The 17,632-nt window shown below is 69.6% G+C and carries 30 protein-coding genes; 7 read left to right on the forward strand and 23 right to left on the reverse strand.

From position 1 onward, the window contains the following. Positions 1–2: 2 nt before the first annotated feature. The 19 genes from ACZ5VQ_RS17730 to ACZ5VQ_RS17820 form a co-directional block, all read right to left on the reverse strand. The gene (locus ACZ5VQ_RS17730; protein ID WP_469105680.1) at positions 3–374 is read right to left on the reverse strand and encodes a hypothetical protein; all 372 of its coding nucleotides are present in this window, start codon (positions 372–374) and stop codon (positions 3–5) included. A gap of 128 nt (positions 375–502) precedes the next feature. Continuing rightward, positions 503–769, reverse strand: coding sequence for a hypothetical protein (locus tag ACZ5VQ_RS17735; protein WP_469105681.1), 267 nt, complete (start codon positions 767–769; stop codon positions 503–505). Then, complete coding sequence (locus tag ACZ5VQ_RS17740; protein ID WP_469105682.1) at positions 766–960, reverse strand: transcription factor WhiB; 195 nt, start codon at positions 958–960, stop codon at positions 766–768. The genes ACZ5VQ_RS17735 and ACZ5VQ_RS17740 overlap by 4 nt, the downstream gene beginning before the upstream one ends. Beyond that, positions 957–1,382, reverse strand: coding sequence for a WhiB family transcriptional regulator (locus ACZ5VQ_RS17745; RefSeq protein WP_469105683.1), 426 nt, complete (start codon positions 1,380–1,382; stop codon positions 957–959). The genes ACZ5VQ_RS17740 and ACZ5VQ_RS17745 overlap by 4 nt, the downstream gene beginning before the upstream one ends. Beyond that, the gene (locus ACZ5VQ_RS17750; RefSeq protein WP_469105684.1) at positions 1,379–1,771 is read right to left on the reverse strand and encodes a hypothetical protein; all 393 of its coding nucleotides are present in this window, start codon (positions 1,769–1,771) and stop codon (positions 1,379–1,381) included. Before ACZ5VQ_RS17750 ends, ACZ5VQ_RS17745 begins: the two co-directional genes overlap by 4 nt. Continuing rightward, the gene (locus ACZ5VQ_RS17755) at positions 1,771–2,196 is read right to left on the reverse strand and encodes a hypothetical protein (RefSeq protein WP_469105685.1); all 426 of its coding nucleotides are present in this window, start codon (positions 2,194–2,196) and stop codon (positions 1,771–1,773) included. The genes ACZ5VQ_RS17750 and ACZ5VQ_RS17755 overlap by 1 nt, the downstream gene beginning before the upstream one ends. Beyond that, the gene (locus tag ACZ5VQ_RS17760; RefSeq protein ID WP_469105686.1) at positions 2,193–2,615 is read right to left on the reverse strand and encodes a restriction endonuclease; all 423 of its coding nucleotides are present in this window, start codon (positions 2,613–2,615) and stop codon (positions 2,193–2,195) included. The genes ACZ5VQ_RS17755 and ACZ5VQ_RS17760 overlap by 4 nt, the downstream gene beginning before the upstream one ends. Next, positions 2,612–2,893, reverse strand: a complete 282-nt coding sequence (locus ACZ5VQ_RS17765) for a hypothetical protein (protein WP_469105687.1) — start codon at positions 2,891–2,893, stop codon at positions 2,612–2,614. The genes ACZ5VQ_RS17760 and ACZ5VQ_RS17765 overlap by 4 nt, the downstream gene beginning before the upstream one ends. Beyond that, positions 2,890–3,258, reverse strand: a complete 369-nt coding sequence (locus ACZ5VQ_RS17770; RefSeq protein ID WP_469105688.1) for a hypothetical protein — start codon at positions 3,256–3,258, stop codon at positions 2,890–2,892. Before ACZ5VQ_RS17770 ends, ACZ5VQ_RS17765 begins: the two co-directional genes overlap by 4 nt. Continuing rightward, on the reverse strand, positions 3,255–3,740 hold the full coding sequence (locus ACZ5VQ_RS17775; RefSeq protein ID WP_469105689.1) for a hypothetical protein: 486 nt from the start codon (positions 3,738–3,740) through the stop codon (positions 3,255–3,257). The genes ACZ5VQ_RS17770 and ACZ5VQ_RS17775 overlap by 4 nt, the downstream gene beginning before the upstream one ends. Beyond that, positions 3,740–4,492 carry an exonuclease domain-containing protein gene (locus ACZ5VQ_RS17780; protein ID WP_469105690.1) on the reverse strand — a complete coding sequence of 251 codons (753 nt, stop codon included), beginning with the start codon at positions 4,490–4,492 and terminating at the stop codon, positions 3,740–3,742. The genes ACZ5VQ_RS17775 and ACZ5VQ_RS17780 overlap by 1 nt, the downstream gene beginning before the upstream one ends. Next, a complete protein-coding gene (locus tag ACZ5VQ_RS17785; RefSeq protein ID WP_469105691.1) occupies positions 4,489–5,631 on the reverse strand; it encodes a recombination directionality factor in 1,143 nt (380 codons plus the stop codon). The genes ACZ5VQ_RS17780 and ACZ5VQ_RS17785 overlap by 4 nt, the downstream gene beginning before the upstream one ends. After that, positions 5,631–6,566, reverse strand: coding sequence for a hypothetical protein (locus ACZ5VQ_RS17790; protein WP_469105692.1), 936 nt, complete (start codon positions 6,564–6,566; stop codon positions 5,631–5,633). Before ACZ5VQ_RS17790 ends, ACZ5VQ_RS17785 begins: the two co-directional genes overlap by 1 nt. Then, a complete protein-coding gene (locus ACZ5VQ_RS17795; RefSeq protein ID WP_469105693.1) occupies positions 6,566–7,027 on the reverse strand; it encodes a hypothetical protein in 462 nt (153 codons plus the stop codon). Before ACZ5VQ_RS17795 ends, ACZ5VQ_RS17790 begins: the two co-directional genes overlap by 1 nt. Next, positions 7,024–7,347, reverse strand: a complete 324-nt coding sequence (locus ACZ5VQ_RS17800) for a hypothetical protein (RefSeq protein WP_469105694.1) — start codon at positions 7,345–7,347, stop codon at positions 7,024–7,026. The genes ACZ5VQ_RS17795 and ACZ5VQ_RS17800 overlap by 4 nt, the downstream gene beginning before the upstream one ends. After that, positions 7,344–7,823 carry a hypothetical protein gene (locus tag ACZ5VQ_RS17805; RefSeq protein ID WP_469105695.1) on the reverse strand — a complete coding sequence of 160 codons (480 nt, stop codon included), beginning with the start codon at positions 7,821–7,823 and terminating at the stop codon, positions 7,344–7,346. Before ACZ5VQ_RS17805 ends, ACZ5VQ_RS17800 begins: the two co-directional genes overlap by 4 nt. Further along, positions 7,820–8,173 carry a hypothetical protein gene (locus tag ACZ5VQ_RS17810; protein WP_469105696.1) on the reverse strand — a complete coding sequence of 118 codons (354 nt, stop codon included), beginning with the start codon at positions 8,171–8,173 and terminating at the stop codon, positions 7,820–7,822. Before ACZ5VQ_RS17810 ends, ACZ5VQ_RS17805 begins: the two co-directional genes overlap by 4 nt. Before the next feature lie 92 nt (positions 8,174–8,265). Beyond that, the gene (locus ACZ5VQ_RS17815; RefSeq protein ID WP_469105697.1) at positions 8,266–8,490 is read right to left on the reverse strand and encodes a hypothetical protein; all 225 of its coding nucleotides are present in this window, start codon (positions 8,488–8,490) and stop codon (positions 8,266–8,268) included. Next, entirely contained in the window at positions 8,474–8,788 is a 315-nt protein-coding gene (locus ACZ5VQ_RS17820) for an XRE family transcriptional regulator (RefSeq protein WP_469105698.1), read from the reverse strand. The genes ACZ5VQ_RS17815 and ACZ5VQ_RS17820 overlap by 17 nt, the downstream gene beginning before the upstream one ends. Positions 8,789–9,056: 268 nt before the next feature. Here ACZ5VQ_RS17820 and ACZ5VQ_RS17825 point away from each other — a divergent pair, with 268 nt between their 5' ends. The 3 genes from ACZ5VQ_RS17825 to ACZ5VQ_RS17835 all read left to right on the forward strand — a co-directional run bounded on the left by ACZ5VQ_RS17825 (position 9,057) and on the right by ACZ5VQ_RS17835 (position 11,197). Continuing rightward, the gene (locus ACZ5VQ_RS17825) at positions 9,057–9,419 is read left to right on the forward strand and encodes a helix-turn-helix domain-containing protein (protein ID WP_469105699.1); all 363 of its coding nucleotides are present in this window, start codon (positions 9,057–9,059) and stop codon (positions 9,417–9,419) included. A gap of 204 nt (positions 9,420–9,623) precedes the next feature. Next, positions 9,624–9,875, forward strand: coding sequence for a hypothetical protein (locus ACZ5VQ_RS17830; RefSeq protein WP_469105700.1), 252 nt, complete (start codon positions 9,624–9,626; stop codon positions 9,873–9,875). 38 nt (positions 9,876–9,913) lie between these two features. Beyond that, positions 9,914–11,197, forward strand: coding sequence for a tyrosine-type recombinase/integrase (locus ACZ5VQ_RS17835; RefSeq protein ID WP_469105701.1), 1,284 nt, complete (start codon positions 9,914–9,916; stop codon positions 11,195–11,197). Between the two features lie 303 nt (positions 11,198–11,500). Here the strand turns inward: ACZ5VQ_RS17835 and ACZ5VQ_RS17840 are convergent, their stop codons facing one another. Continuing rightward, positions 11,501–11,998: a hypothetical protein gene (locus tag ACZ5VQ_RS17840; RefSeq protein WP_469105702.1), complete on the reverse strand. Its 498-nt coding sequence runs from the start codon at positions 11,996–11,998 to the stop codon at positions 11,501–11,503. A gap of 266 nt (positions 11,999–12,264) precedes the next feature. Between ACZ5VQ_RS17840 and ACZ5VQ_RS17845 the strand changes: the two genes are divergently transcribed. Then, positions 12,265–13,662 carry a Tat pathway signal sequence domain protein gene (locus ACZ5VQ_RS17845; protein ID WP_469105703.1) on the forward strand — a complete coding sequence of 466 codons (1,398 nt, stop codon included), beginning with the start codon at positions 12,265–12,267 and terminating at the stop codon, positions 13,660–13,662. Between the two features lie 36 nt (positions 13,663–13,698). Here the strand turns inward: ACZ5VQ_RS17845 and ACZ5VQ_RS17850 are convergent, their stop codons facing one another. Further along, on the reverse strand, positions 13,699–14,070 hold the full coding sequence (locus ACZ5VQ_RS17850) for a hypothetical protein (protein WP_469105704.1): 372 nt from the start codon (positions 14,068–14,070) through the stop codon (positions 13,699–13,701). Positions 14,071–14,215: 145 nt separating this feature from the next. Here ACZ5VQ_RS17850 and ACZ5VQ_RS17855 point away from each other — a divergent pair, with 145 nt between their 5' ends. Together ACZ5VQ_RS17855 and ACZ5VQ_RS17860 are read left to right on the forward strand one after the other, a co-directional pair. Beyond that, complete coding sequence (locus ACZ5VQ_RS17855) at positions 14,216–14,728, forward strand: GNAT family N-acetyltransferase (RefSeq protein WP_469105705.1); 513 nt, start codon at positions 14,216–14,218, stop codon at positions 14,726–14,728. A 150-nt stretch (positions 14,729–14,878) separates the two neighbouring features. Then, positions 14,879–15,160, forward strand: coding sequence for a DUF2277 domain-containing protein (locus tag ACZ5VQ_RS17860; RefSeq protein ID WP_469105706.1), 282 nt, complete (start codon positions 14,879–14,881; stop codon positions 15,158–15,160). 241 nt (positions 15,161–15,401) lie between these two features. Here the strand turns inward: ACZ5VQ_RS17860 and ACZ5VQ_RS17865 are convergent, their stop codons facing one another. Continuing rightward, the gene (locus ACZ5VQ_RS17865) at positions 15,402–16,118 is read right to left on the reverse strand and encodes a DedA family protein (protein ID WP_469105707.1); all 717 of its coding nucleotides are present in this window, start codon (positions 16,116–16,118) and stop codon (positions 15,402–15,404) included. Positions 16,119–16,453: 335 nt separating this feature from the next. Between ACZ5VQ_RS17865 and ACZ5VQ_RS17870 the strand changes: the two genes are divergently transcribed. Next, positions 16,454–16,996: a superoxide dismutase family protein gene (locus ACZ5VQ_RS17870; RefSeq protein ID WP_469105708.1), complete on the forward strand. Its 543-nt coding sequence runs from the start codon at positions 16,454–16,456 to the stop codon at positions 16,994–16,996. 136 nt (positions 16,997–17,132) lie between these two features. Here ACZ5VQ_RS17870 and ACZ5VQ_RS17875 read toward each other — a convergent pair whose 3' ends face one another. After that, on the reverse strand, positions 17,133–17,597 hold the full coding sequence (locus ACZ5VQ_RS17875; protein ID WP_469105709.1) for a DoxX family protein: 465 nt from the start codon (positions 17,595–17,597) through the stop codon (positions 17,133–17,135). Positions 17,598–17,632 lie beyond the last annotated feature (35 nt).

Here is a 17,632-nt window from a genome sequence, read left to right on the forward strand (position 1 = left end):
GTTCAGAGTTCCTTGATCTCGTTCTTGCTGGTGGGCAGGTCCCGGACGTCGAACGCCGAGGTCTGTCGGGGGTCGTTGCGGGTGGGCCGGCCGTCGTCGTCGACGAAGTACATGGCGGGCGGGGCGATGGGCCTGGGCGCCTTGAGGTCGGACTCGACGGTGACGAGGACGGGCGCGCCGTCGACGTGGCCCTTGGGCGGCTCGACGGTGACCTTGACGGTGAGGGAGCCCTTGCGGCCGTGCTCCTGGACGGCGGTGAGGAGCTCGCGGAGTTCGCCGCTGATCTGGTCGTGGGCTTCGCCGCGGCTGTGCTGGACGAGGAAGACGGCGAACTCGTCGTCCTTCTGGGCCGGTTCGGTCTGCTGCTGGGTCATGTGCTGGTGGTGCCTTTCTGTGACGGGTGTTGCGGTTGAGGTCCGGGCCCGCCCCCGTTCAGGGGGGAAGTTGGGGGCGGGCCCGGTGACGGCCGCGGCGTGGAGGGCGCCGTGAGCTCGGCCGCCGGTCAGTTGGTCTTGGCGCCGGATCCGGCGTGCTCGGGACAGAAGTCGTCCCCGTCGGCGGTGTGCTCCCAGCCCTCGTTGTCGACCAGGTGCTTGCGGGCGATGGCGAGGCGTTCGGTGCTGGTCATGCCTTCGCGGACCATGTACTCGCCGGTGTGCTCGTGGCCGCAGTGGTCGCAGAACACGGTGATCCGGGTGGGGTATCGGGGGTCGTCCATGTCGCGGACGATCGCGTTGACGACGTCGGGCGGGAGCGTGTTCTCGTTCACGAGGCGCCTTTCGCGGCGGTGCACACCGTGCGGTGTGCGTGGATCGGGTTGGACTTCATGAAGTCGCGGACGAGGTCGCGGCCTGCGACTCGGCGGTGCATGCCGCACGCGGTGCAGAGCTGGTCTGCGATCGGGGTCCGGCCCCACTCGGTGCGGCGGACGGTCACACCGCCGAGCCACGGGCCGGTCACATGAGGGCCTTGGTGGTGCCGGTCCGTACGAGCCGGTTGTAGGCATCCGTGTTCGCCTGCCTGCACGGACCGCAGATCTCCGTCTTCTCCCGGGTGTGCCGCGTGTAGCCGCTCCTCGTCCCGCACTTGGCGGGGGCCCGACCGGACCTCGTGACCGGCTCGGGCGTGGGCTCGGCCGGTTCAGCCCTGCTCTTCACCAGGCGCGAGCGTTCGGCGGCGGTGAGACCGCCGCTGACGCCGAAGCGGGAGTCGTTCTCTGCGCGGAGGGCCTCGGCGAGGCACTGCCGACGGACCGGGCAGCCCGCGCAGATCTGCTTGGCGCGCTTCATGCCGCTCTTGGACTCGGTGAAGAAGACGTCCAGGTCGTAGCCCGTGCATGCGGCGCGCGATGCCCAGCTCAGGGCGTTGTCGTGGCTCGTCATGCGGGCACCGCCCCTCGGTCCTCGGCGCGCCAACGCCGGACGGTCCGCTCAGTGGCGCCGATCCGTTCGGCGATCTCCGGGGCGCTGCACCGCCGCGCGGTGAGGCGCCAGCAGGCGATGCGGGCCTCGGCGCGGGACAGCTCAGGCAGCGGCCGGAGCCCTTGCACGGCGCGCTGTACGGCTTCCTCGTCCAGCTCGGTGTGCGCCGGGCGGGGAGGCCGGGTGGTGGTGGACCGGAAAGGGCGGGCGAGGTGTTCGAGGCGGCGGGCGGCTCCGCGGTAGGTCTTGGCCTGGCCGCGGTCCTCGTCGGTGTCGGCCAGGGTGCGGAGCAGTGTGGCGAGGCGGCGGGCTTGGGCGGGACCTTTGAGGCGGATGGTGATCTCGATCATCAGGACACCCCCGCGAACAGCCCGAGCTGGACCGGCTCGACGGCCGTCGGCATGTCGTCAGCCAGCGTCGACCCCGGCCTGTGGCACCCGCAGTTGCAGACCTCGTGGCACGGCACCCCGCCGAGCCACACCCATGCCACGTCGTTGACGCCGTAGACCAGGCGCCTGCCGTTCCGCCCCGCCGGGGTGCGGTGTTCGTACGGCTCGGGGAACCGTGCCGCGCGCCCCTGGTTGGTGGCGATCACGGTCTCGTTGATCGGGTGTCCGTCGTGGCGGCAAACCCCGTGGTGGCCCATCTGGCATTCCACGGACGGCGGCTTCTGGCAGGCGCAGTCTGTGAACGGGCCGGGCATCTCCTGGTAGTGGCGGAGCCACGACGGCCGCCACACGTGCTCGCGGACCCACGCCGCCTGTTCGGGGGTCATCGGGTCACCGCCTCGCGAGCGAGCTCGTCGAGGAGCAGCTCCTCCATCGGCTGCTTGCGGCCGGGCTGGTCCTTCCGCGCGGTGAGCCGCCAGTACTTCCGTCCGCGCTTCAGCTGCTCGGCCAGGACCGGGACAGCGCCGACCATCCGGGCGAGGTCCCACAGGGCGTTCCACTCGGCCGGCGGGAGGGCGCCGGAGCGCTTGCACTGGACGAAGAGGATCTGTCCGGTCTTGATGGCGACGAGGTCGATCTTCGACTTCGAGCCTGCGGTGCGGAGGACTTCGTAGCCCTGCTCGCGGAGGTGAGTGCGGACGCGGTGTTCGAGGTCGCGGCCTCGGGCGTAGTTGCTGCGGGGCCGGGGCCCGGCCGCCGTGGTGGCGGCCGGAACCTCGGGGGTGAACAGATCGGGCACGGTCACTGGTCTGCGCTCCTCGTGATCGTGAAGTGGCCCTCGTCGCAGCTGTGCGTGCCGTTGCCGTGGAGCACGACCGCGACGTCGCCACCACAAGGCAGGCAGTGCCGGAAGGCCTGCGGGGCGATAGCGCCGTGAGCCGGGGCCTCGGGGAAGCCGGGCAGCTGAGGACGGAGGAGGCTGTCGATGGGCACCTCGATCAGCGCGGGCAGCGAGCCCGCACGCGCGCCGCGGTGCTGCCCGGTCGGCGCGACGAGCTGGCGGAGGATACGGAGCGGGCTCACAGCAGTCCCTCTCTTCCTGCGGCGCGGGCGAGGTCGTCGGCCGCGGCGTAGTCGTCCTTGAGGTCCACCCCGGCGCGCTCCAGCTCGAAGGCGAGGTCGCCGAAGCCGTAGTCGTCTCCGTGCTGGTTGGCGACGACGAGCCGGGCGATCGTCGAGCGGACGGTGGCGTTCTCGGCCTCGTTGTCGAGGAGGCGCTTCACCAGCGACGGCAGCGAGACGATGACGAGGCGGGCGCACTTGTCCTCGACCCGGTTGGCGCGGCGCGCGGCCGTCAACGCGTCGAGGACGGCGTGGGGCTCGGCGGCCCTGGCGAAGCCGAGGACGGTCCGGATCCCGGCGAGCTGCTCGGGGGTCATGGGCGTCATGCGTCACCGCCCGCCCGCTCGGCGTGGTCGCGCAGTTCGGCGGTCATGGCCTCGTTCGCGGCCTGGAGCGTGCGCATCTGCTCGTCCAGGCTGCGGTGCGCCTGCTCGGCGAGCCGGCGGAGACGGCGCTCCTCCAGCACGTCGACCGAGACGCCCCCGGACACCTTGATGAAAGCCTCGAAGTTGTCCATGGTCTTGGCATGGAAGGCCCGCTCGTCAGCCAGCTCGGCCCGGTAGCGGCGGCACGCCCGCACGACGCGGGCCAGCCGACGTTCCAGGCTGATGACGCGCTCCTGGACCTTGCTCGGCCGGGAGAACATCCGCATCGGCTCGCCGGTCTCCAGCAGCTGCGTGTAGTTCCCGGCGAGCCGGAGCGTGGCGCCCCGGGAGTTCTTCAGCTCCTTCTTCAGCTGCTCGTGGTTCTCCCCGAGGTTCTGGTAGCGGGCCTGGAGGTCGTCGTACTTGCGGCGGGAAACGAACATCACGCTTCACCCCCAGCACGCTGCGTCGGAATGAGCGGCCATGACCCGTCGATGACCTTCTTCGGGTCACCGCCCTGCTCCGGCGAGGCCTTCGTCCGGAACCACTGCTGAAGGCCGGCCCGCTGCTCCGCACGCCACGCCTTCTGAGCGGCGAACAACTGCTGCGGGCCCATCGAGCCGAGCTGACGGGGGTACTTGGCGAACTGCGCCTCGGCGATCAGGAGCGCGGCGAGCGCGTCGGCCTCGGCGGTATGCCAGTCCTCCAGCTCGACGCCGTACCGTTCGGCGGTGGGCTTGAGCTTCCTCATGCCCTTGCCGCGGAGCCGCTGGACGCACTGCTTGTCGATGACGTGCGGGTCGACCAGCGGCAGGGCCTGGAGGCCGGGCAGCCGGTCGGTCATGGACGGCAGGCCGTTCCGCTCCAGCTCGCGGACGAGGATCGTCCAGTCGAACGACAGGTTGAAGGCGACGACCGGCATGCCGTAGCGGAGGGCCGCGGCGAGGTTCCCGGCGATGTCGTCGAGGGCTTCCTTCGGGTCCGCGCCCTGGGCAGCCTGCTCGTCGGTGATCCCGTGGACCGCAGTCGCCTCCGGCGGGATCGGGATGCCGGGGTTGATGAGCCAGGACATGTCCTTGTCGTCCCGGCCGCCGCCGCGCACGACGATGGCCGCGGTGACGATGCGGTCTTCGAGCGGGTTCGGGCCGGTCGTCTCGGTGTCGAAGGCGGCCTTGCGGATGTCGGTGAACTTCACGCGACCTCACCAGCCTTGACCGCGGCGAGGTATGCGGTCATCTGCGTGACCGTTCCGTGGGACGGGTGGGTGCCGCCGTGGCGCTTGGCGAAGCCGTGCTCGACCTGCTCCGTGGTCAGGCCGTGGGCGCCGGCGGCGGCGATGACCTGGAACCAGACGTCCTGGACGGCGGCCGGGTCGTCGTCGAGGACCTCGACGTCGTACACGCCTTCGTCGTCGGGGGTCGGCTCCTGCTGCTCCTGGCGCTCAGTCTCCTGCGCGGGCTTTGCCGCGGGCTTGGCCAACCCGATGGCCTTGAGCTGCTCCTGGTAGGCGATCGACGCCCCTGCCTGCTTGGCGGCCTGGAAGACGGCGAGCGCCGCGGCCTGCGTGGGGGCCTCCTTCGCTTCGAGGAGGTAGTCCCGGCTCGGGCCCGGAACCTCGCTCGGGGCGGCCTCGATCGCGGTCCGCTCGGCCGAGGCGACCGCGGCCGGGGCCCCGGTGATCTGCCCGGCCATCAGCGCGGCCGGGGTGATCTCCACGTCCAGCGTCGGCACCATGAACCGGGCGGGCTTGTCCTTGACGATGGCAGTCTTCTCTTCCATCCCGAGCCATCCCGCGACGTATCCGCCGGCCTGAGCCAGCAGCTCGGCCGCGGGCGGCAGGGTGACGGCGGCGTGGTAGCCCTTGGAGATGAGGAGCCACTGGCCGAGCGCGGGCACGTCGCGCAACATCACGTTCACGCGGGTCGTGATCTTGCAGTCCCGGTTCTCCGGGTCGCACATGCACGGCCGGTCGCTCTTGTGCTCGGTCTGGCCGTCGCATCGGCGCTGGCAGCGCGATCCGGCGTACAGCTCGTACCACTGAGAGACGGCGTCCTGCGGCGGGATGAGAACGGGCAGCCGGTTGGCCTGCGAGTACACCTCGAACTCGCCGGGCCCGCCGTTGGCCGGGGTCCAGGGCTTGACCTCGCCGCCGTACAGCTCAGCGACGCTGGTCAGGATCTCCCTGGAGGGGCTGGTGAACCGGAACTTGTCCAGCTTGGCCGGACGGGTGCCGGGCGAGCCGTCCTTACGGGGGCGGCCGGTCGGCACGACGTGGCCGATCCGGATCTCGCCGAGCTGCCGCATGCGGCGCTGCAAGTCGATGATGGGGGGCATCAGGCAGCCCTCTCCGTGAGCGTGGGAAGGGTGAGAGCGGGGCGGATGACCGTCTTCGAGAGACCGGAGGCCCAGTCGGCGGCGTCCTTGATCGTCAGGAACGCGTCGAACACGGCTTCGTCGGCGACAGCCGGGATGAGCCGGTAGCCCTCCGGCCGCAGGTGAAGCACGACGCCAGCCCAGAACGTGTCAGGCATCGGCACGGTCGACCCGTCACGGAGCCACGCGACCTTCGCCTTGCGGTACGCGGCCATTTGCAACGAGGCCTCCGGGTACACGCCCTTCACGTCCAGCTCGCCGCCGGTCTTGGTGTCGCCCAAGAACACGGAGCCAGAGGGAACTTCGGTGTCGAAGTAGGCGGCGATCGCGGCCTCGACGAGTGGTGAGCGGAGGAGGTAGTCGAGGGTTCCGGCGTAGCCCTGCTCGCGGTTGCCGACGACCATCTCGGAAGCCTCGAAGGTGACCTGCCACTCCTCGACGAAGGTCAGGAAGTGATCGAGGAACGGAGTCAGCTCCGGGTTGTCGAGCAGCTCGGGGGGCATCGGGGTGCCCAACACGTGCGACTCGATCAGCGAGTGGACGGCGGATCCGACGTCCTTCCGCTCGTCCTTCTTGCGGGTGTGGGCGCGGCGGAGCCAGTCGTAGGCCTCGGTGCGCTGGTCGGGGAAGAGCGACGAGCGGACGAGGTACGGGAGGTTCGCCATCGCCGTCTCGGCGGTGATGTTTCCGGCCCAGAAGGTGAGGGCGTCGCCCTTCGCGCATCCCTGGTTGAGGATGGTGGTGACGCGGCGGAGCTTGTCGCCGGTGACCTTGTCCCGGTACCAGCCTGCGGAGGGCTTGGGGATGCGGTCGGCGCCGGTGGGTGCGGGGGCTGCGGCCTTGCGGCGGCGGCCGGCGGCCGGGGCCGAAGCCCCGGCCTGCGCGGTGGTCGTCATCAGGCGTCCGCCTCCGGGTCGTACTCGGTGGCGACGGTGATGCGGGTGGCGGTGTAGTCCGTGGTGCTCTCGGCGCCGTCCTTGGCGATGAGCAGCTCGTACGGGGCGTCGGGCTCGGACTCGTCGCCGAGCCAGTCGAAGATCCCGCCGTCGTACTCCGGGGTGTTGTTGAGGGCGTCGGCCTCGCAGTGCTCCCGCGCAGCGTCCGAGATCGTGTACGTGCCGATCGGGGTCATGCCCCACGCGGCGCGGTAGACGTAGGCGACGGCGGGGTCCGTCTCCAGCTGTACGGCGCCCTCGGCCGGGGCCTGCGCGGCGGCGAGAGCGAGCGTGGCGTACACCTGCGCTTCGGCGGCGAGGGCAGCGCCGGTGACCGGGTCGCCCCCGTCACCGTAGGTGTAGTGGTGTGCCTGTGTGACGAGGCGCAGGGCCTCGCGGGTGTGCTGCTCGGCGGCGGTCATGCGCGGCCGTCCTTCCAGGTGTTCAGGGTGTAGACACGGCCCGTCTTCGGCCGGTCGTGAAGCGTCAGCAGCCCTCGGTGGGCGCGCTCGGAGAGGAAGCGGCGGGCGTCGCCGCGGTAGAGACCGCGGGCGTAGCGGGCCATGTAGAGGTGCTGGACGCGCTCAGGGGTCCACTCGCCTTGCCACTGGCGGATCGCGGTTTCGAGGACGCGGTCCCAGTCGTCCGGCCAGGTGAGGGCCTTCTTGGTGGGAGTGGCCGTCCTCGCCGGAGCGGTGGCCTTCTCCTCGGCGGGCGTGGGCTGTTCGTCGGGGGCGCTCACAGGGACTCACCTGCCTGGGTGCGCTGCCCGGCGAGGAGCTCGCGCAGCTTCCGCACCTGCGGCCGAACGTCCTCGTCGCGAGGCTCGCGGGCGGTGGCGACGGCCTTGTCGGTCAGCGCGTACGCGATCGGGTCCTCGTCGACCGGGCGCTCCCGCTCAGCAAGCAGACCCTCCGCGATGACGAGCCGGGCCCGCAGCCGCTCGATCTCGGCCTGGTCGTCCTTCCGGTGCGTCCCGAGGACCGCCTCAAGCTCCGCCGTCCGCTGCTCAGCCCGGATCAGCCGCTGGCCGTGGACACGCGCCGACTCCAACTGCCGCCGCAGCTCGACCAACTCGGCCGCTGTCTCGGGCGACTGGAGCAGCTGCGCCGACTCCAGCGCGAACGCGGCCTGCGACGACAGGTCGTACGCGTCACCGTGCAGCCATGCCGCATCGATAACCTTCTTCGCTGCCAGGGCGAGGGGCGAGATCGTCACGCCGCCACCGCCGCGTTCCCATCGGCGTCGAGCAAGGTCCAGGCGACCACGCGCACGCCGTCGATGTCGTCCCGTGTGGCCTCGATGTAGACCGAGTTCGCCCGGTCCTCCCGGGTCTCGGTCAGCATCTGGTCGTCCCGGAACTGCCGCAGCCCCGCGACGTCGCGGTGGAAGTAGAAGCGGAGCTCCGGCTTGTTCGGTGCGAACGCCGGGACCTGGACGTCGAAGTTCGTCGGCAGCTTGGCCGTCTCGCTCATGATCTGCTCGGCCAGCGACAGAGCAGCCATATAGTTCCGGCGCTGGACGCTCACGCCGTTCTCGGCGGGCGCGGTCTGGGATGATGCGGTCACGGTGACCTCTGCTTTCTCTGTGGTGGAGTCGCCGAGTCGCGGGGTCGCTCAGGCCGGGAAGTCGGAGCGGCCCTTCGGCGCGTTCAGGGGGATCAGGCAGTCGGCGCGAGCGCGCTCTGCTTGGCGTGCCAGGCCTCGCACTTCGCGAGGGAGAACCGGCGCCCGCGGCCCGCGAAGGGCTCCTCAGGCATCCCGTCCTCGATCCAGCGGAGGATCTGCCAGTCCGAGACGCCGTAGTACGTCTCGATCTCGCGCTGGTTGAGCAGGGGGATGAGACCGGCCGGTAGGGGGGTGACTCGGTCAGCCTTCTTCGGCATCGGACCTTGACCTTTCTACTGTCACAGTCAAATGTGGGGGCATGGCAAAGAGGTCCTGGAGGGGCGCGTTGACCCTCCGGTGCAGCGCTTCAGCAAGGAACCAGGCGGTCGTCATCTCACAGGAGTTGCGGGCAGTCTTGCCGCGTCCGGCGATGCGTCCGACGGTGGCCGGGCTGACGCCCTTGCCCGTCGGATCCACCTCCTTCGTGGCCTCCGCGAGCTCCGCGCCGGAGAGGCCGGCGGCCTGCATGGCGGCTCTGAGTGGCTTGCCTTCGCCCTTGCGGTGCAGTTTTGGCATGTGGACCCCGTGCCGGGTGGTGGCTGTGTGACACCCCCAGGTTGGGGTGCTGTGACATTTTTACAGTCACAGTCACAGCGTAGTCAACGGTTTCGCCGAGACTCCCCGAGAACTGCCGAGTGGCCTGCATTTTTCGAATGAGTGTTCTATTCTCTGCGCATATGCAAGCCAGCACGGCGCGTGGCGGGGAGGTCGCGCGCTGCGAACGTTCGCGCCATGCTTCTACTTTTGCTTGCAAAAAGTAGATGGCGAAGGGCACCCTTAGCGCGTGGAGAATCAGGAGCAGCCCGGCGAGACGTTCGCGGAGGTGCTCGCTGAGCTGATGGATGAGTACCACGTCAGCCAAAGCGACATCGCGCGAGCCATCGAGGGCTCCCCTTCCACGGTGAGCCTCTGGCTGCGCGGGAGGCGAACCCCGCGCAACGACACGATCAGGACGATCGCTGAGGCCTACCCGAAGTACACGGTCAAGCGCCTGACTGAAGCGGTCGGTCGCAAGCCGTCGGCGCCACTGACACCTGACCGCAGGGAGCGGGTCCTCGACATCTTCGACCAGCTGACGGAAGAGCAGCAGGAGATCATGTTGATTCAGGGGAAGGCGCTCGCGGACAGCAACCGCGAGCAGAACTGACATAGCGTCATAAAGCCGCGTACAACCCTCGCTTGGGGTCGCTGGTCTCCGTTAAACGGACTCAATCACTCACGGTTAGGTTCCGCGTACAGAACTGGCGCAGAGTGGTCGCATATTCCACCAACACGGGGTAGTTTCGAGCACACGGCCGATGTCCTCCCCCTTTGGCCCTCGATAGCCACACGTGTATCCGGGGGAGCCGCTATGTGCATCCGCGTCCAGTACGTACCGCGCCACCAGCTCGACGAGCCGTGGGACGCGTCCCGCCAACTGATCACCATTCCAGGCGAGCTGAAGGGCAACTTCGCCCTTCGAGCCGTCCGCGCTGTACTCACCGAGCTCGACATCGAGCAGGACGAGGACGGCGCACGGTGCTGGTGCGGGGAGTTCATCAAACTCCTCGCCTACATACCTCAGCAGCGAAGGAACGACGAGGTGATCAACCTTGGCGCGTAGCCCGAGGCCCAAGAACGCCATGGCGGAAACGAGGCGCCATGCCGCGTAGGGCCGCGAACAACCCCCGCCAGGTCCGCAGCAAGGTGTGCGGCTGCGCCCTGTGCCTGGAGGAGTACCCACCAGACGAGTACGGCGAGCGCCGGCCCCGGCGTGACTGCGTCGGATCCTGGCAGGCCCGGTACCGGGATCCGACCGGGAGGCAGAAGTCCAGGAACTTCCCAATCAAGGACGGAGGCAAAGCCGCCGCGGAGGCCTTCCTCGACGAGACACGGACAGCCGTCCGCCAACGCACCTACCGCGACCCCGAGCGAGGAAAGATCACGCTGGGAAAGTGGTGGGCCGAGTTCTGGGAGGTCGAGCAGAAGAAGGGCCGACCCACCACGAGGAACCGGAAGTCGGGCGTGTGGCGGGCCCACATCGAGCCCAAGTGGAGCGAGTATCGGCTGATCGACCTGGAGTACATGGCCCTTCAGCAGTGGCTCACCCGCGACGTGAAGGGCTACGAGACCCAGAAGAAGACCAAGGAGCTGCTCGTCGCGCTCCTGGACGCGGCCATCAAGGACGGCGAGCGGATCACGTCCAACCCTGCGGCCCACCTGGAGCCCACGGCCGCGAAGATCGTCAAGCATCCCGACGACCTCAAACCACCGACCGAGGCTCAGTACACGCTCATCCACGCGGCACTGCCCTCGTACTACCAAGTGATCTTCCGGGACTGGGCCAACGAGACCGGCATGCGACCGGGGGAGTACGCCGGCCTCCGCGAGCACTGCATCGACGAGGGAGAGCGCATCGCCTACATCAAGGAGATCCTCATCCTCGATGGCGGGCGCCTGCGTCGCCAGGCGGCTCCCAAGACGGACGCCGGGTTCAGGGGTGTGCCCCTGACCGATCGAGCGTGGGGCGCCTACCTGTTCATGAAGCAGAAGTGGAAGCCGCTGCGGACGCGCTCCGCGATCGGTGACGGGTTCGACCTCCACCTTGAGGAGCTTGTGCTCCGTGGTCCGAGGGGCGCGGCGCTCAACGAGAACAACCTCCGCCGGCCATGGCGGAAGGCGTGCGATCAGGCCGGAGTGTCGCGGGAGTTCGTCGACCCGGAGACCGGGCGCTCGCAGTGGTGGCCCCGGATCTACGAGTATCGGCACGACGTGAGCAGTCGGCTGCACCACGCGGGCGTGAAGGAGCGGGACACGCAGGCGTTCCTCGGGCAGAAGCGCGGGGGCAAGGTGACGTGGCTCTACACCCACGAGAGCGAGGGCGCCCGTGAGAACGTGCGTGCCGCGCTGAATGGGGAGGAAAGTGGACTCCGCGCCGTGCAGTGATCGTTTAGGGCCGGAATCCACAAAGAGTCCACAACGCCCCCTCGGTGAGTTCCGGCGAGTCTCGGCGAGTTCCGACGAGGGGTCTCGCGAGGGTCGCGCTCGAAACTCGGCGAGTCTCGGCGAGGCTCGGAAACCCTGCGTTTATCGAGGTGAGCCCTTACAAGGCGGATGTCGGCGGTTCGAAACCGTCCGCGCCCACCAGTCTCAGGACATGAACGAGGCCCAGGTCCACCGGTGTGAATCCGGGGACCTGGGCCTTGGTCGTTTTGGGCGGATCGGGAGCGGGGCGCCGGTGGCAGGAGGCTACGCGGGGTCCGAGGGGCTCGGCGGGCGAGCGGGTATCGGGGCGACGAACTGCTCGATGTCTATGCCCTGGGATCTGAGGTGCCGCTCCGCGTTGTCGGCCAGGCGTCGGTAGTACGGCCATGTGGGGATGCCCGGCCAGAAGGCGTCTCGGTGTTGAAGGAATGTCCTGGAGGCGTACTTCATTCTGGTCAGGGAGGGCGCCCAGAGGTCGAGTATTTCCTTTTCGCTCACATATTTCTTGTGGCAATAGAGGCCCGCGGCATCCAGCGCCGACAGCGCCCGATTCGCGCTGGCGTAGTCGGGCTCGCTCAGATCCTCGATTCGACCGGCTCGCGCGTGCAGTTCGAACAGGACTCGTCTGCCGTTCTGCAGATCAGGACTGATCAGGAGCTCGTGGAGTTTCAGGAACACGTCTCGTTGGTCCTTGCGTCTGCTGATGAAGAGCGAGATGAGGCTAAGGGTGACTGCGATGGTCGAAATGGTGATCGACAGCATTCTCTTCCAGTCTCGGTCGGGAATCCCTCGGTGCTGCGGTGCGCCATGCGTCATGGAGCATCGCCCGTGGCGTTCGATGTGGTCAACGGAGGCTCGGCGCAGGTGAGTTGTGTGACTTGTCCTGAGTCGACCGGGTCTCAACAGGTGCGTGTGACAGGGGCGTTGACCCCGGCCCTCTGTGTCAGCACAATGAGCGCGCACTCTTGAGAGCGCTCTCAGGGCGGGTGCTCCTCGTACGTTCGTCTCGTACGTTTCCAGGGAGAGTCATGGTCGGCAGGCAAGGTTCGGCGTTCAGTCGTCGTGCGCTCATCGGTGCCGGGCTCGGTGTCGGTGCCGCGGGGGTCGTCGCGGTTGGTTCCGGGGTGGCGCATGCCTCCGGGGGTTCCGCTCAGCGGCGTGGGCACGGGTTTTTGGGTGCTGCCATGGATGGCTATCCGGATCATGGGAGTGTTCGGCTGACGCAGAGTTACAGCGATCAGGCGGGGCTGTTCAGCACGGCGTTCACGTATGACAACGCGCTGGCGATCCTGGCTCATCTGGCGGGTGGTGGCGCCGGTGGGCGGGCCAGAGCCGTGGCGCTCGGTGACGCGTTGCTCTACGCCCAGGAACATGACCCGGCGTACGACGACGGCAGGTTGCGGCAGGCCTACAACGTCGGGCCGTACACCTTCTTCGACGGGTCGCTGCAGCCGGATGGATTCGTGCGGGCCGACGGAACTGCCAACGTGGGTACGCAGTTCGGGTTCACGGGGACGGCCGTGGGTGACATGGCCTGGGCGGGGATCGCGCTGAGTGCCCTTGCCCGGCGGACCGGGGCCCGCCGTTTTCTTGACGGTGCCGTGCGGATCGGTGCGTGGATCGATCGGATCGGGCGCACCGACGAACCCCTCGGGGGCTACAAGTTCGGGGTCAACGGGGCCGACGAGAAGTTGCCCTTCACCTCCACCGAGCACAACACCGATCTGGTCTGTCTGTTCGGCCGGCTCGCCCTGCTCACCGGTGACCGGGTGTGGCGGGGGCGGCGTGCGCGGGCCGAGGCCTTCGTCGAAAAGATGTGGGAGCCGGACGGGGGCTTCTTCTACACCGGCACCAATGACGGGGTGACGGTCAACAAGTCCCCGATCCCCGAGGACACCCAGACCTGGACCCACCTCGCCCTCGGCTCCCGGCCGGAGTCCCACTCGTACTCCCGCTCGTACTCCCGGTCCTTGGATTGGGCTGCGGCTGAGCTGGCCGTGGTCGACCATTCCGAGCGGCGGAACAGCACGGTGCCCGCGGGGCAGACGTACGAAGGCGTCACCTTCAGCTCCGCCAGTCTGGTGGCGAACGAGGACGCCCCGATCGCCGAGTTCCAGCCCAAGCCCGACCGTAATGGGGTGTGGTTCGAGGGGACCGCTCACCTCGCGCTCGCTCTGCGGGGCCGCAGCAGGGCCGGTGACGAGACGCGTGCCCGACGGCTGGTCGCGAGCATTGAGCGGGCTCAGGATCTGCTCGGCGCCGGGCAGACCGTCGGCGGTCGTGCGCTTCCCGAGCGTTCCGGTGTCGTCTCGGCGAGCAGCCCGCTCGACACCGGGTTCGGCTTCGGCTACTACCCGTACCGGCACGTGGGGGCGACGGCGTGGTACCTGCTGGCGGCTACTCGCACCAATCCGCTGCGGGCCTGAGCGGCAGAGCCTGAACGGCCGAGCCGGTCGCAGGTCTCAGGGGGCGGAGCGGCCCTCCGCCTCTGCCTCCCGTACGCGTGCCTCCGTCTCCCGTGCGTGCTTGAGCGACATCCGCGCGTCCACCTTCTCCGCGGCCGCGACCTCCGCCCAGAAGCGGTGGCAGGTCACGAAGACCGTGAGTTCGCGCTCGCGCTCGCGGAGTTTCTCCACCTCGGCCTGTTCGTCGGCCGTCCAGCCGGGGGAGGCGGGGCGCTCCACCTTGCGCCAGCCGTGGTCGTCGCTGAAGCCGTCCAGGGGCTCGACCGACCAGGGGAGGCGCTTCAGGAGGGCCAGAAGCTCGGCCCGGACCTGATGCAGCTCCTCCTGACCGGCCAGGAGGTCACTCGGGAAGTCATAGGTCGTAGCCACGCGACAATGCTACGCCTGTTCGATTTTGGGATGCGAGTTCCTTGGGGGACTTCACGCGAATGTGTCGCGGCGGCGGCCGCCTCCACGGCCACGGTGCCCTGTCGGGCTCCTGGCGTTGTCCGACCCCCGTCCTAGGGTGGCCACCATGGACAGCGCAGAGACATCGCAGGTGAGACTGCACGCGTGGGCGGAAGGCGACTTCTGGCTTCTCCAGAGGGCCAACAGCCCCGAGATGACGGAGCACTTGGGCGGTCCGGAGACCGAGGAGAAGCTCATCGACCGGCACCGGCGTTACGTCGGCCTGGGGCCGGGGTGCATGTACCGGGTCACGTCGGCGGACACCGGCGACACCGTGGGCTCGATCGGCTTCTGGGAGCGGGAGTGGCGGGGCGGGAAGGTGTGGGAGACCGGATGGGGGGTCCTGCCCGAGTTCCAGGGACACGGGTTCGCCGCGGCGGCGGCCCGCGTGGTCGTCGAGGAAGCGCGGGCTGCCGGCGAGCACCGGTACCTTCACGCCTTTCCGAGTGTGGATCACCCCGCGTCGAACGCGGTCTGCCGCAGCGCCGGATTCGAACTGCTCGGTACGGCCGAGTTCGAGTACCCGAAGGGCCACTGGATCACGTCGAACGACTGGCGGGTGGACCTCGGCGAAGGCTGACGCGGGGCTTGGTGGGGCTCGGTGGGGATGTCCGTCCGCCCGGCGTGGGGCTCGGCGCCGGGGCCGATGCCCATGGGCGTTTCCTCCGCGATCCGTGGAGGCGCCGCCGTTCCCGGGCGCGATGTCAGTGCCGCGCGCGAGACTGGACGTATGTGCCGCAGCATCAAGACTCTCCGACCGCCCGTCCTGCCCGAAGAGGCCACGGACGAGGACATTCGCGCCGCCGCGCTTCAGTACGTCCGCAAGGTCTCGGGCTTCCGCGCCCCGGCCGCGCACAACCGCGAGGTCTTCGACCGCGCGGTCGACGCGATCGCCGAGGCGACGGCCGAGCTGCTGGACGGCCTGGAGATACGAGGACAGACGGCCGCCGGCCGCCAGGTCGACAGCCGTCACACCCACAGCCGTCAGACCCACAGCCGTCAGGCGGGCTGACCGGCTGACCGGCGTCCGTCGGACGAGGCCTGCCGAGCGGCGTCCGTCGAACGAGGACCGTCCGAGGCGCGCAGCCACTGGCCTGGCGTACTCAGCCGCTGGGGCGGCCAGCCGCCGGGATGCGCTGAGCCGCTGGAGAGGCCTGCCGGCGGTTCGACCATTCAGTGGCGCGCCCACCCGAGTGCGCGCCCACCCGAGGTCGCGCCCATCCGATGGCGTTCCCGCCCAGGCCGCGTACGCCTCAGGCGCGCGGGCCCGCCTCGGGCACCTGCACCTGAACTTGCGCCGGCACCGACACGGGTACGGGTACCGACACAGGTGCCGGTGACGGTCGTCGCATCAGGAACGCCGCCCCCGCGCCCGCCCCGAACAGCGCCACCAGCGAAACGCCGGTGGCGAGCCAGGTCGCGCCCAGCCACTGGCCCCCGAAGTAGCCGAGGGCGACGCTGTACGCGGCCCAGGCGAGCCCCGCGAGGATCGACCACGGCAGGAACTCGCGGACGCGGCGGTGCGCGGCGCCCGCGCCGAGCGAGACGACCGAGCGGCCGGCGGGCGCGAAGCGGGCCAGGACGACCAGGGTGCCGCCGCCGCGTGCGAGCGCCGCGCCGAGACGTTCCTGCGCACCTCGCAGGCGGCGGGAGCGGGCGATGGCGCGGTCCAGGCGCTCCCCGCCGCGCCAGGCCAGCCGGTACGCCACCAGGTCGCCGAGGACCGAGGCCGTCGCGGCGCAGAGGGTCAGCGCGAGGAGGTCCGGCACGTGCGCGGTCGGGATGTCCGGCACGTGCACGGCCGCCGCACCGGTACCGGCCGCGGCCGCCGTCGCCGCGGTGATGACGAGGACGCCGCTCGGCAGTACCGGCAGAAAGACGTCGAACAGGACCGACAGAGCCACCACGGCATAGATCCATTGGCTGTAGATCCATGGGCTGCCGGACAGCGACCCCACACTCTCAAGCACCCGAACTCCCCTGTGTCTCCCCCGTAGGCCCGAACCGTGCCGTGAATGCCGCGATGTCGCGGGGGAGCGGCAGGAGCGGCCTGTGACAGCCATACAGCGTACGCCTCGGGTACGACAGGAGATCCACAGGGGGCACGTGCGTTCGCCACATCATGTTCACCCGGCTGCCGCTTCCCGGCGGGCGGGCCCGCGCCGCGTCCCGTACCAACGGAGAGGGGCGACCAACGGTGTGAGGAGCGGAACCGGCGATGGTGTCAGGAATAGCGGCAGTACGAACAGGTCGGACAGGGCGCACGGGTCGGGCAGGAAGAACCGGAGCGGTTGGTCTCGTCGTCGTGGCGTTGACATCTGCCGCGCTCGTGACCGGCGCGGGCGGTGCCCACGGCGCGACCGCCGACGGCGGTACCGGCGGCAAGCACGGGTACTCGATGCGGACGGACGCCCGCTTCGCCCCGCCCGGCGCCTTCGTCCCGTCGGCGGCCGTCACGTACGACATGAGGCTCGTGCCCGCCGGCTCGTGGATCGAGGTGGGTCAGCGCAGTGCGGAGCGTGGTGCCACGACGGTGAAGCTGCGGGTGACCGGGCTGAAGGCGGGCCACGAGTACGGCGCGCATGTGCACCGGAAGCCGTGCGGCGCCGATCCGGCCGCCGCGGGCGGGCACTACCAGCACCGGCCGTCCACGGACCCCGCCAGTGTGAACCCCGACAACGAGGTCTGGCTCGACTTCACGGCCGACTCACGTGGGGCGGGTGGGGCGAGTGCGCGGCACGACTGGAACTTCCGGTTCGGGGAGGCCGCGTCCGTTGTGCTGCACGGTGAACAGGGTGGCTCGGGCGTGCGGTTGGCCTGCTTCACGGTGCCGTTCGGCTGGGCGTGAGCGCTCCGCCGGGGGCCAGTGAGTCGCCTGCGGGTGCGTCGTGGCTGGTCGCGCAGTTCCCCGCGCCCCTTAGGGGCGCGGGTGCCCGCCCCTCGATGCGGCAGGGGCGGGCACGGCTCGCCTGCGGGTGCGGGTGTCAGGCCGTGATCGGCTCCGAGGAGCGCTCCCCGTCCGAGGACGAGGACGCGGATGAGGACGAGCGGCCCTTGAACAGTCGGTCCAGGCCGAGTGCGCCCGAGCCGGTGAAGACCAGCAGGAGCATCGACCAGGAGTACATGGCCGCACCCTCGCCGTTGTTCCTGATCGGCCAGAGGTGCTCGGGCTGGTGGACCTTGAAGTACGCGTAGGCCATCGCGCCCGACGCGATGAACGCCGCGACGCGGGTGCCGAGGCCGAGCAGGACCAGGCTGCCGCCGACGAGCTCGATGACGGCCGCGTACCAGTTGGGCCAGGCGCCGGTCTCGACGGTGGAGCCCTTGCCGTCCAGTCCGCCGAGTACGCCGAGGAGCGAGACGGCGCCGTGGCAGGTGAAGAGCAGGCCTATGACCATGCGGAACAGGCCGATGGCGTACGGCTGGGCGCTGTTGAGGCGTCCGGTCATGTGGGGAGAACTCCTTCGGTCTGGATCCGGACCCG

Source organism: Streptomyces sp. NPDC033178 (genome assembly GCF_055577685.1).